At 71.2% G+C, this 11,748-nt stretch carries 13 protein-coding genes; 3 read left to right on the plus strand and 10 right to left on the minus strand.

Features of this window, described 5'->3' with window-relative positions; translation table 11 throughout:
- Positions 1–60: 60 nt before the first annotated feature.
- Positions 61–975, minus strand: coding sequence for a permease-like cell division protein FtsX (gene ftsX / locus KE274_RS14670; protein ID WP_211545063.1), 915 nt, complete (start codon positions 973–975; stop codon positions 61–63).
- Positions 972–2,066, minus strand: coding sequence for a cell division ATP-binding protein FtsE (ftsE, locus tag KE274_RS14675; protein ID WP_211545065.1), 1,095 nt, complete (start codon positions 2,064–2,066; stop codon positions 972–974). Before ftsE ends, ftsX begins: the two co-directional genes overlap by 4 nt.
- 164 nt (positions 2,067–2,230) lie before the next feature.
- Here ftsE and KE274_RS14680 point away from each other — a divergent pair, with 164 nt between their 5' ends.
- Together KE274_RS14680 and KE274_RS14685 are read left to right on the plus strand one after the other, a co-directional pair.
- Positions 2,231–3,583 (plus strand): DUF2510 domain-containing protein, encoded by a 1,353-nt coding sequence (locus KE274_RS14680; RefSeq protein ID WP_211545067.1) that lies wholly within the window; start codon positions 2,231–2,233, stop codon positions 3,581–3,583.
- 31 nt (positions 3,584–3,614) lie between these two features.
- Complete coding sequence (locus KE274_RS14685) at positions 3,615–4,721, plus strand: DUF2510 domain-containing protein (RefSeq protein WP_211545069.1); 1,107 nt, start codon at positions 3,615–3,617, stop codon at positions 4,719–4,721.
- 46 nt (positions 4,722–4,767) lie between these two features.
- On the opposite strand, the gene prfB is transcribed toward KE274_RS14685, so the two are convergent.
- Positions 4,768–5,880 (minus strand): peptide chain release factor 2, encoded by a 1,113-nt coding sequence (gene prfB, locus KE274_RS14690; protein WP_211545071.1) that lies wholly within the window; start codon positions 5,878–5,880, stop codon positions 4,768–4,770.
- 122 nt (positions 5,881–6,002) lie between these two features.
- Between prfB and KE274_RS14695 the strand changes: the two genes are divergently transcribed.
- A complete protein-coding gene (locus tag KE274_RS14695) occupies positions 6,003–7,232 on the plus strand; it encodes an MFS transporter (RefSeq protein ID WP_211545370.1) in 1,230 nt (409 codons plus the stop codon).
- A gap of 12 nt (positions 7,233–7,244) precedes the next feature.
- Here the strand turns inward: KE274_RS14695 and KE274_RS14700 are convergent, their stop codons facing one another.
- The 7 genes from KE274_RS14700 to KE274_RS14730 all read right to left on the minus strand — a co-directional run bounded on the left by KE274_RS14700 (position 7,245) and on the right by KE274_RS14730 (position 11,727).
- Entirely contained in the window at positions 7,245–7,682 is a 438-nt protein-coding gene (locus tag KE274_RS14700; RefSeq protein ID WP_307872224.1) for a hypothetical protein, read from the minus strand.
- On the minus strand, positions 7,679–8,113 hold the full coding sequence (locus KE274_RS14705) for a TadE family protein (protein ID WP_211545073.1): 435 nt from the start codon (positions 8,111–8,113) through the stop codon (positions 7,679–7,681). The genes KE274_RS14700 and KE274_RS14705 overlap by 4 nt, the downstream gene beginning before the upstream one ends.
- Positions 8,103–8,504 carry a TadE/TadG family type IV pilus assembly protein gene (locus KE274_RS14710; RefSeq protein ID WP_307872225.1) on the minus strand — a complete coding sequence of 134 codons (402 nt, stop codon included), beginning with the start codon at positions 8,502–8,504 and terminating at the stop codon, positions 8,103–8,105. The genes KE274_RS14705 and KE274_RS14710 overlap by 11 nt, the downstream gene beginning before the upstream one ends.
- 1 nt (position 8,505) lies before the next feature.
- On the minus strand, positions 8,506–8,685 hold the full coding sequence (locus KE274_RS14715; RefSeq protein ID WP_211545075.1) for a hypothetical protein: 180 nt from the start codon (positions 8,683–8,685) through the stop codon (positions 8,506–8,508).
- Between the two features lie 62 nt (positions 8,686–8,747).
- Complete coding sequence (locus tag KE274_RS14720) at positions 8,748–9,686, minus strand: type II secretion system F family protein (protein WP_211545077.1); 939 nt, start codon at positions 9,684–9,686, stop codon at positions 8,748–8,750.
- Positions 9,683–10,540 (minus strand): type II secretion system F family protein, encoded by an 858-nt coding sequence (locus tag KE274_RS14725; protein WP_211545079.1) that lies wholly within the window; start codon positions 10,538–10,540, stop codon positions 9,683–9,685. The genes KE274_RS14720 and KE274_RS14725 overlap by 4 nt, the downstream gene beginning before the upstream one ends.
- Positions 10,537–11,727: a CpaF family protein gene (locus KE274_RS14730; RefSeq protein ID WP_307872226.1), complete on the minus strand. Its 1,191-nt coding sequence runs from the start codon at positions 11,725–11,727 to the stop codon at positions 10,537–10,539. Before KE274_RS14730 ends, KE274_RS14725 begins: the two co-directional genes overlap by 4 nt.
- Between the last annotated feature and the right edge of the window lie 21 nt (positions 11,728–11,748).

An 11,748-nucleotide genomic window follows, 5' to 3' on the forward strand; every position in this document is an offset into this window, starting at 1 on the left:
TGCTCTCCTGTTGCCGTGACGAGCTCGGCCGAGGATCCGGTCGAGCAGCCTTTCAGGGTATCAGGTGCGCAGCCAGCGGCGGATCGCGAAGCCGGCCGAGAGCGCCGCCAGCACGACACCGATCCCCACCAGCACGGGCACCACGAGGAACGCGTCGTTCATGGTGATCCAGGTCGTGATGAAGGGCACCCGTCCGCGGAGGTAGCCGTTGACGCCGAAGTGCACGCCGGCGACGACCGCCGCGCACGCCAGCGCCGACCCGAGGAACGCCGCGAAGACGCCCTCCAGCACGAACGGCGTCTGGATGAAGCGGTTGGACGCGCCGACCAGCCGCATGATGCCGATCTCCTTGCGTCTCGCGTAGGCCGAGAGCCGGATGGTGGTGCCGATCAGCAGGGTGGCCGCGATCAGCATGAGCACGGCGATCCCGACGGCGATGTAGGTCGCGACCGTGAGCGCGGAGAAGAGCGGTTCCAGGTACTGGAGCTGATCCTGCACCTGCTCCACGCCCGCCTGTCCGCTGAACGCCTCCGCGAGCACCTGCGACTGCCCCGGATCCTTCATCGTCACGAAGAACACCTCGAACGCCTGGTCCGGCGTGAGGACGCTCGCCTGCTCCTCGCCGACCTGCTCGACGAGCTTGGCGTACGTCTCCTCCTTGGTGTCGAAGGTCATGGAGCTGATCAGCGGCGCCAGCGCGTCGCCCTCCAGCTGCGCGCGAACCGCGGCCACCTGCTCCTCGCTCGCTGCGCCGTCCACGCACGTGTCGGACTCCGAGACCGCGGAGCACATGTACACCGCGACCTGGGCGCGCTCGGACCAGTAGCCGCGCATCACGCCGATCTGCGACTGCATCAGGATCGCCGCGCCGACGAAGGTCAGCGACACGAACGTCACGAGCACGACGGAGATCACCATCGAGATGTTGCGACGGAGGCCGACGAGGGCCTCGGTCAGGATCAGGCCGATTCTCATGAGGTCGGGCCCACTTCCTCGTCGTCCTGGTCGGAGAGGCCGAGCCGGTCGGCCACGCCGAGCTCGGCGACGTCGACCTCGGGCAGCACGATCGGGTGGGTGCGCGGGCCAGCCGGCGCCGGGCGCTCTGCGGGAGCCGTCTCCGCGGCGGGCGCGTGCTCCGTGTCGTCGGGAGGCTCCACCACGCCGCGACGGGGTGGCTCGGGCGGTTCGACCAGCTGCGGCTCGCGCTCCTGCGGCGGGGTCGCGGGGGCGGCGGCACGGCGTTGCGCGTCGAGCTCCTCGGCCAGCGCGGCACGTACCACCGACAGGTCGGCGGTCTGGCGCTGCACCTCCTGCACCGCGGTGAGGGCGGCCGCAGCGGCGGCACCCCGCACCTCCTCCGGTGCGAGGCGCGGGATGTTCGAGGTGTCGCCGTAGCCGCCGTGCACCTCGTCGCGCACCATCTCGCCGTCGCGCAGCTCGATCACTCGGCGGCGCATCTGGTCGACGAAACCCGCCTCGTGCGTGGCCATGAGCACGGTGGTGCCACCGGCGTTGATGCGGGCGAGCAGTTGCATGATGTCGACCGAGGTCGCGGGGTCGAGGTTTCCGGTCGGCTCGTCAGCGAGCAGCACCTGCGGGCGGTTGACGAGGGCGCGGGCGATCGCGACCCGCTGCTGCTCACCGCCGGAGAGCTCGTGCGGCATCCGCTTCTCCTTGCCCTCCAGCCCGACCAGCGCCAGGGCCTCCGGTACGGCCTGCTGGATGAACCCGCGGGAGGAGCCGGTCACCTGGAGGGTGAAGGCGACGTTCTGATGCACCGTCTTGGACGGCAGGAGTCGGAAGTCCTGGAACACGGACCCGATGTGGCGCCGGAAGTACGGGACCTTCCGGTTCGCCAGGGAGCGAAGATCGCGGCCCAGGACGGCGACACGACCGCTGGTCGGCACGTCCTCCCGCAGGATGAGTCTCAGGCAGGACGACTTGCCCGATCCCGAAGCGCCGACGAGGAAGACGAACTCCCCGCGTTGCACTTCGAAGTCGACTCCGGACAGGGCGGGCTTCGACGTTCCGCGGTAGCGCTTCGTGACGTTCTCGAACCGAATCATGGCGATTCGAGCCTAAGCGCGGCCTCTGCGCTGACCCGCTGCGACACCCCGCACGGCCTCAGGCGCCTCGTGCGGTACCGCCGATGTCGGCGTCGGCCCCCACTGCTATACATGGAGTGTCGATTCGCGCCGCCCGCGCGAGCGCGCACACGGAGGGGACTTCCATGACGACACCTGCTGGCTGGTACGACGACGGCTCCGGACGCCTGCGGTGGTGGGACGGCCAGCAGTGGACCGAGCACTTCGCCCCCGAGACGCCCACCGTGCCCGCGCAGGAGTCCGCAGCCGCGGACAGCGCGTCGACGACGGATGCGCCAGCGGAGTCCGCGGCCGTGGCACCGTCCGCCCCGGCCGAGTCCGAAGCCACGCGGCCCGTCGCCGCCGATGAGGCGGTGGCGCCGTCCGCGGCCGAGACGCCTGCGGACGCGCCCGCCGAGGCCACGGTCGATCCCGTGGTCGCCCCCGAGCCCGCGGCCGACTGGGCTGCGCCGACCTCCGGCGCTCACGACCTCCCCGGTGCCGCGCCCGTGGCCGACTGGTCCGCCCCCGGTGCTGCGGCCGCCGTGCCGGGTGTGCAGCCCCCGACCGGAGCAGAGCCCGCCGTCGGTCAGGCCTCCTCCGCACAGGGCGGCTACCCCGGACAGTACTCCCCCGCCGTTCAGCCTTCGGCGGCGCCGGGCGGCTATCCCGGGCAGCCCACGTATCCCGGCGTGCAGCCCTCTGCGGCGCAGGGCGGCTACCCGGGGGCACCGGCATACGCCGCAGCAGCCGCCGAGCCGAAGAAGATCTCGGTGCTCGGCCTCGTCGGGCTCGGGCTCGCGGCCCTCGGCCTCCTGCTCGCCTTCACGCCGTTCACGGTCGTGTTCTCGTGGCTGTTCCTCGGCGCGGGCTTCATCGTGTCGCTCATCTCGCTGTTCCTCAAGGGCAAGAAGTGGCCGGGCATCACGGGCCTCGGCGTCTCGGTGCTGGGAGCCATCGTCGCCGCGATCATGAGCTTCGTGTTCTTCCTCGGCGTGGTCGCCAGCCAGGTCGACCGCTCCGACTCGCTCCCCGACTCCGACACCGGCACCAGCGACTCCGGCACCGACTCCGGCACGGACAGCGGTACCGACTCGGGCACGGTCGTCGAGGGTGCCATGGGCGAGCCGATCACGGTGGTCCAGATGTCCGGCTCCGCCGAGCTCACGATCACCTCCGCCACCTGGGGCACCACGAACGGCTCCGACTTCGAGGCGACGAACGGTGGCTACCTCGTGATCGACCTCACGTGGGAGTCGCTCGAGGGCACGACCTACGTCAACCCGCTCTACTTCTCGGTCGAGACGGCGGAGGGCGCCGCGGGCGACTACGACATCTTCGGCGACGCCACCCTCGAGTCGGGCGAGCTCCCGGCGGGCGAGACCACGCAGGGCACGGTGTCGTTCGACGTGGCCCAGAGCGGGTCGTACGTCGTGATCGTCACCGACGAACTCCTGCAGGAGGTCGCACGCGTGACCGTGGAAGCCACGGCGCGCTGAGCGACGCCCGCCGACGACGAGGACGCCGCTGATGACGACACCCGAGGGCTGGTACGACGACGGCTCTGGCAGCCTCCGGTGGTGGGACGGACGCCAGTGGACGGCACACGTCCGCAGCACCGACCTGCACCCTGCGGCCCCCGTTTCCGACGCGACGACCGCTCCCGCTGACGCCGCGGACCCCGGCGCGCCGGCTGCTTCGGCACCGGAGGCGCCCGCGGTATCGACGCCCGCGGTACCGCCGGTGCCCGCCGCGGGTCAGGCCGCGTTCGAGCCGTTCGTGCCGCCGTCCTCGCCGTTCGCGCCCTCCGGCAACGGAACCGCCATCGCGCCGGCCTACGGAGCGACTGCAGCGCCCGGCTACGGAGCTGCCGCGCCGTCCGTGCCGACCCCGGACTCCCCAGGGATGATGTCGACCGCCGCGGCGCACTCCGCTCCGCGACGCCCCTCGATCCTCGGCTTGATCGGCCTCGGGATCGCGGTCGCCGGCGTCGTGCTGGCGTGCGTCCCGCTCACGGCGCCGATCGGCTGGGTGGTTGTCGCGGCGGGCTTCGTCGTGTCGCTCGTGTCACTGTTCCTGCGCGGAACCAAGTGGCCGGGGATCGCGGGGCTCGCGGTGGCCGTCCTCGGCTCCTCCCTGGCGGGGGCGGTCGCCCTGATCGCCGTGGGGCTCACGTCGGTCGAGGCCGCCGCAGACCCGGTGCCGTCGCCGAGCGCCCCCGCGACGGAGTCCGGCTCTCCCATCGACCCCTCGACAATCGAGGGCGCCGAGATGGTCACGTTCGACGACCTCGAGGTGGGCGACTGCCTCCCCTACGTGGAGTACACCGGCGATGACATGATCTTCGAGGTTCCGGTGGTCTCCTGCGATCGGCCGCACACCGACGAGGTTTTCTACATCTACCAGGTCGACGACGACACCTTCCCCGGCGACAACGCGATGCTCAACGAGGCCTGGGAAGGCTGCCTGGCGCAGTTCGAGGGCTTCGTGGGGCTCCCGTACGAGCAGTCCGAGCTCGACTTCTACACCTACCAGCCCACGAAACTGTCGTGGTCCCGAGCGAACGACCGTACGGTCCACTGCATCGCCTACAGCTACGACGATGTGACGGGAACACTGCGCGGCGCCACGCGCTGACCGGCCCCGCGACGAAGGCCCCGGAGCGATCCGGGGCCTTCGTGTGTCAGTCGTCTTCGTCGCGGCGCTTGCGCCAGCGGATGCCCGCCGAGATGAAGTCATCGAGGTCACCGTCGAACACGGCCGCGGGGTTGCCCGACTCCTGGCCGGTGCGGAGGTCCTTCACCAGCTGCTGGCCGTAGAGGAAGTACGAGCGCATCTGGTCGCCCCAGCTCGCGGTGATGTTCCCCGCCAGCTCCTTCTTCTTCGCCGCTTCCTGCTCCTTCTGCAGCAGCAGCAGGCGGTTCTGCAACACGCGCATGGCGGCCGCGCGGTTCTGGATCTGCGACTTCTCGTTCTGCATCGACACGACGATGCCCGTCGGAAGGTGTGTGATGCGCACGGCCGAGTCGGTCGTGTTGACCGACTGCCCGCCCGGGCCCGAGGACCGGAAGACGTCGACGCGGATGTCGCTCTCCGGGATGTCGACCTCGGTCGCCTCCTCCATCAGCGGGATGACCTCGACGGCCGCGAACGACGTCTGGCGCTTGTCGGCCGAGCCGAAGGGGCTGATACGGGCGAGGCGGTGCGTGCCCGCCTCGACCGAGATCGTGCCGAACGCGTAGGGGGCATCGATCTCGAACGTCGCCGACTTGATGCCCGCGCCCTCCGCATAGGAGGTGTCCATGACCTTGACGGGGTACTTGTGCCGCTCGGCCCACCGCAGGTACATGCGCATGAGCATCTCCGCGAAGTCGGTGGCATCGTCGCCGCCCGCACCGGAGCGGATCGTGACGATGGCGCTGCGCTCGTCGTACTCGCCGTCGAGCAGCGTCTGCACCTCGAGCTGGTTGATCAGGTCGGTGAGGGTGCCGAGCTCGTTGCGCGCCTCGATCGCGGAGTCCTCGTCGCCCATCTCGTTGGCCAGGTCGACGAGCACCTCGAGGTCGTCGAGGCGCTGAGCGATACCGGTGATGCGCGCGAGCTCCGACTGACGGTGGCTGAGCGCGCTGGTCACCTTCTGCGCGTTCTCGGTGTCGTCCCAGAGGTCGGGCGCCCCCGCTTCCTCGCTGAGTCGCGCGATGTCCTCGCGCAGACGGTTGACATCGACGACCTCGCTGATGTCGCCGAAGGTGTGCCTGAGCGCCTGGATTTCGGCGGAGAGATCTAGTTCGAGCATGACACCTCAGCCTAACGTGCCGCCCGTGCGCGCGGGGACGCGGTCGTCGGGTCCGGCTCCGCGGCGGGAGTAGCGTGAGGAGGGTGAGCAGCGCATCCTCGGTCCTTCGTCAGTTCGGACCGATGGTGTACCTGCCGACGATCCTCTTCTCGCTCGGCGAGGGCGCGGTCATCCCGCTGATCCCCGTGATCGCCGCGTCGATGGGAGCGGATGTCGCGACCGCGGCCCTGGTCGCATCGGCGCTCGTGGTCGGGCAGCTGTGCGGGAACCTTCCCGCAGGCTGGGCCGTCGGCCGTATCGGCGAGCGGTTCACGATGGTGATCGCGGGGTCTGCGGCGCTCCTGTCCGGAGCGGGCATGCTGTTCGCCCCGTCTCTCGGCGTGCTCGCCGCCGCGGTGTTCGTCCTCGGCCTGTGTGCAGCGGCGTTCGGCCTGGCGCGCCACGCGTTCATGACCACGCGCGTTCCCCTCCCCTTCCGTGCGCGCTCCCTGTCGCTACTGGGCGGCAGTTTCCGGCTGGGCATCTTCATCGGCCCGTTCGTCGCCGCCGGGCTGCTGCAGCTGTTCGGCAGCGAGTCCGCCGCGATCTGGTTCTTCGGCGCGTGTCTCGTGGTGATGGTGCTGCTCGTGCTGTTCGGGCCCGATCCGGAGGCCACGATCCCGCCTGTGGGGTCGAGCGAGCGGTTCGTGGAGGACAGCGGCGAGGCCGTGAGCGGGTCGATTCCGACCGTGGAGCGCGCCGGGATCTTCCAGACGATGTGGCGGCAGCGGCGGTTGCTGTCGCGGCTCGGGCTCGCGGCGGCGTCGCTGTCCGCGGTCCGCTCCGCCCGCCAGGTGGTGCTTCCGCTGTGGGGGCTGTCGCTCGGGCTCGACGCCTCGACGATCGCTCTCGTGGTGGGGGTGTCGGGCGCGATCGACTTCGCCCTGTTCTACGCCAGCGGGCAGGTGATGGACCGGTTCGGGCGGCTGTGGGCGGCGATGCCCGCGATGCTGCTGATGGGTGCCGGCTTCCTCGCGCTGGCGTTCACGCACGACGGAGACGCCGCGGTGCTGTGGTTCGGGATGTTCGCGGCCGTGCTGGGCGTGGGCAACGGCCTCTCCAGCGGCATCCTCCTGACGCTCGGCGCGGACGTGGCCCCGAAGCGCGAGCCCGCGGCTTTCCTCGGCTCCTGGCGCACGCTGACGGACGCGGGCGGCGCGGTCGCCCCGCTGCTGGTGTCTGCCATCACGGCCGTGTCCTCGCTCTCGGTCGCGGCGGGGGCGGTCGGTGTGATCGGCCTGCTCGGTGCTGTCGGCTTCCTGCGCTGGATCCCCCGCTTCGTGCCCCGCGCCGATCCGTCCGCGGAGGCGTGACGCCCGGTCGGCTCAGCCCAGGGCAGTGCGGCTCGTCGCGGTGGCACGGAGGGTGAGCCCGTCCGGCACGAACGGTGACACGAGTGGCGGATGCCACACCGTGCTGACGGTGACCCGCGCGGAACCGCCGTCCGGCGAGGTCGCCGACACCAGCACCTCCTCTCCGCCCGCGCCGTCGACCAGCGGCCGCGCCTGGTCCGCCACACCTGCATCCGTGAGCTGCGCCCGCGGCGTGTCGCCCTCTACGACGAGCGTGAACCCGTCTGTCCCGGCGAGCGCGGCCGCATCGGCGAGGGCGTCCAGGCGCTTCTGGGCGATGTAGAGGTCGGTCGCGCAGGCGCACACGAACACCAGGGCGAGAGCCAGCAGCACATACCCGAGCACGAGCAGCAGCACGCTCCCCTCCTCCGCGTCGCACCGGATGGGGGCCGCGCCGCCCGGTGCGCTCACTCGGCGCTCCACTGCCGTGACACCTTCTGCGCCGACACCGCCTCCACCGGCACCGACGCCGCCCGGTCCAGCCCCAGGACCGCGGGCACGAACGGGAGCCGTGCGGTGGTGTCGACCGTGACCACCACCGTCGCGCCGGCGGAGGGACACGAATCCCCGTGCGGCCGGCAGGTCACCGTCAAACGGACGGTGTCCTCGTCGATGCCGTACTGCGACGCGATGCTCGACAACACGGCGTCACCTCGCGCGGCGGCCTCGTGCGCACTCGGCGCCGTGGCGATGACGCGAGCCGCGTGCCTGGCCGCAGCCTCGACCCCGAGGGTCTGCTCCTGAATCACACCCAGCACGATCACGAGGTACAGCAAGGGGACGAGCATGATGACCCCCGCCGAGATGAACTCGAGCGAGCTCGACCCGCGGTCATCCCACATCGAACGACTCCGCCGGGGCGTGGGCCACGACCTGCAAGCCGTACGGCACCCCGATCAGACCGAACACGGGCAGGCTCGCCCTGACGCGCACGTCGACGGTCTCCCGCCCGGCCACTGTGGTCGTTCCGACCGTGATGTCGTTCGCATAAGCGGGGCCGATCGCCCGGACGATGACGTCGCGCGCCCGCTGCGCTCCTTCAGCCGGGGACGTATCGGCGAGCGCGGCGTAATACGCCCCCTCCACGGCGGCGTCGTGCACGACGTTGCGCACGTACACGGCGAGAGCGAGTTGCATGACCGCGAGCGTCAGGGCCGTGAGCAAGGTGCCGACCAGGACGAACTCCACCGGGTTCGAGCCGCGGTCGTCGGTCCAGACCGGAAGGAGAGTCACCTCACAGACCCGAGACCCGCTGGATGGCCTGTTCGAACAGCGACGTGAGCGCAGGCCCCGCGACCGCCCAGATCACCACGACCAGTCCCGCCGTCATGAGTGTGACCAGGACCCACCCGGGTACGTCTCCCGTCTCGTCTTCGACCAGGGCGCGGAACGGGGAACGCGGGCGTGTGATCATGCCGCCAGTCTGCCCCGGAGCGCCCCGCCGCGTCCGCGGTTATCCACAGGCAGCCACGACCCTCAGCCGATGCCAAGCCGCAGGATGAACAGGCCCGGGTAGATCGCGAACACCACCGAGAGCGGGAGGATCAGGAACACGAGCGGCAGGAGCATCAGGATCTCCTTCCGACCCGCCTGCTCGATGAGCGTGCGTTTGGCGTCCTCCCGCGCATCGCCCGCTTGAGCATGCAACACCGCGGCCAGGGGCGCGCCATGCTCCAACGCCGCCACGATCTGGTCGACCGCGCGCGAGAGCCCGGGCAGTTCCAGTCGCGCGACCATGTCGCCAAGCGCCTCCGCCACCGTTGCCCCCGTCCCCACCTCCAGGACCACGCGCCGCAGCTCGCCGGTCAACTCGCCCGAACCCACTCCGGCCACGCGGCGCACCGCGTCGAGGAAGCCCTCACCCGCCGACAGGCACAGGGCCAGGAACTCCAGCGTCGTCGGCAGCTCGTCGGTGAGCCGTGTGCGCCGGGCCCGGACGCGCGCGGACAGCTGCATGTCGTACCCCACCGCGGCCGCCGCGCCCGTGAGCAGGGGGACCACACCGACCGGAACCGACCAGTGACCGCTCAGCACCAGCACGATCACGGCGAGCGCACCGGCGACGATGCCCGCGAGCGTCCAAGCGAGCTGCCGCCCGCGGAAAGCGACCGGCCCGATCCGGGAGCCGGCCTGGGCCAGACGCTTGCGGAGCACAGCGCTGTCTCCCACGACGCGTTCGAGGATCGCTCGCACTCGCTCGCCCGGCGACGTCCCGTGTGCGGGAAGACGTCCCAGGCCGGGGAGGGCCGCAGCCGGCAGCCGATCGTCGTCCACCACGTCGCGAACGTACGGGGCGATGCGCCAGGCCAGCGGTGCCGCGCGCCACCGCGGCAGCCGCGTGAGGAGGAGGATTACTCCTGCCGCGAATCCGCCACCCAGCAGGACCGCGGACGCGAGTGCCGTGAGCCCGCTCATCCGAACCACCGTCGGGGCTCCGGGAGACGACCGATGCGGATCATGATGCGGAACGCCGCGACCGACACCATAGCACCGACGCAGATCACCACCACGCCCTCGGGGGTCCCGTAGGCCTTCGCCCCCTCCGGTCGCATCACCAGGAGCGTCAGGATGACCCATGGCGCCACCGCCCCCAGCACTGCGGCCCCGCGGATCCACGACTGACGGGCCTCGACCTCGCCCCGCAATGCCGCGTCCGCCCTGACCGACGCGGACAGCGCCCGGAGCACCGCGATCAGTTCGGTGCCGCCCACCTGCCGCGCCATGCGCAGCGTCTCCACGATCCGGTCACCGATCGGGTCGGCCAGTGCGTCCTTCACCCTGTCGAGGCTCGACTCGAACCGGCCGCTGCCCTCCAGGTCGCGGGCGAACACCCGGAACGCCGGACGCAGTGCCGGCGGAGCGGAGTCGCCGAGCGAGGCCACCGCATCGGGGAGCGACAGTCCGACCCTGATCGACGCGATCAGCAGGTCGCACACATCGGGCCAGAGCTGTCGACGCAGCCGCCGGAGCCGGAGCCGCCGCCCTCGCAGGAAAGCGACGGGTGCGACCCCGCCCGCGAGCGCCGCCAGGATCGCCAGCACTCCGACGCCGGTCACGAGCCAGGCGATCGCTCCCGCGACCAGGGCTGCCGCCGCGACCGCCGCCGCGACGCCGTACGCGGGAACGGAAGGAAACCCGGCTTCCTCGACGAGCCGCGTGACCCGCCCACGGGTGGGCCCCGCGCCCGCAGGGCTCTCGGCGGGCCACAGCCACGGCGAGCTCATCAGGAGCAGACCAGCGGCCAGCATCGCTCCGAGAAGGATGCTCACGACCGCGCCTCGCCGATGAACTCTGCGAACGACGCCGCGCCGCTCTGCGTCGCCGCACGGACGCTGTACACGGTCCGACACTGCACGCGCCCGTCGCGCACCTCGCCGGATGGGGCGAGGATCTCGCTCACCCGCCGCCGACCGGTGCGATCCCGTTCGCAGTGCACCACGAAGTCGATCGCCGATGCCAGGGCCGGAGCGACGAATCCGCGATCGATGTTGCGTCCGGCCAGCAGCGGCAGCAGACAGAGCTTCTCGATCGCCTCGGCGGCGCTGTTGGCATGCACGGTGCACGCGCCGGGGACGCCGGTGTTGAGTGCCAGGACGAGGTCGAGGGCCTCGGCATCACGCACCTCCCCCACCACGAGCCGATCCGGACGCATGCGCAGCGCCTCCTTGACCAGTCGTCGAAGGGTCACCTCGCCCGTGCCCTCCAGACTGGGTTGCCGACCCTGCAGCGCGACCACGTCGGGACCGGCGACGGCGAGTTCGAACGTCTCCTCCACCGTGACGATGCGCTGTGTCGACGCACATGCCGCGAGAAGAGCCCCGAGGATCGTGGTCTTGCCGGCGTGCGTCGCTCCGGACACGATCACGGTCGCTCCGTCGCGCATCGCGGTGGCGAGCAATTCCGCCGTTGCGGCGGGAAGCGAGCCCAGCGCAGTGAGCTCCTCCAGGGTCCGGTGCCCCGCCAGGAACTTGCGGATGTTCACTGCCCATCCCCCGCGCACGACATCCGCGATCGCGACGTGGAGCCGTGAGCCATCGGGAAGCGACGCGTCCACGAACGGCTGACCGATGTCGACCCGCCGCCCCGACGACTGCAGCATGCGCTCCACGAGATCCCGCACGGTCGCCTGATCGAGGCGCAGGGTGGTGCGCTCCGCGGTGCCTCCGCTCGCGGTGTGCACTCCGCCGTCGCCGTTCACCCAGATCTCCTCGATGTGCGGGGCGTCGAGGAACGGCTGGAGCACGCCGAAACCACCCACCGCGGCGAGCACGTCGCGCACGCACGCGGCCTCATCCTCCACGGGCGCCGTTCCGCGGGCCAGGGCGAGATCGTCGTAGCGTCGCACCTCGGCGCGGGCGACCGACCTGGCACGCTCCGGATCGTCTGCCGGATCGATGCCCTCCGCGCGCAGGCGGCGACGGACGTGTTCGGCGATGGCCGTGGTGGGGTGGGTCACCCGAGCATCCTGGCAAGGATC

The organism is Microbacterium paraoxydans, assembly GCF_018224615.1.
GTDB lineage: Bacteria > Actinomycetota > Actinomycetes > Actinomycetales > Microbacteriaceae > Microbacterium > Microbacterium paraoxydans_B.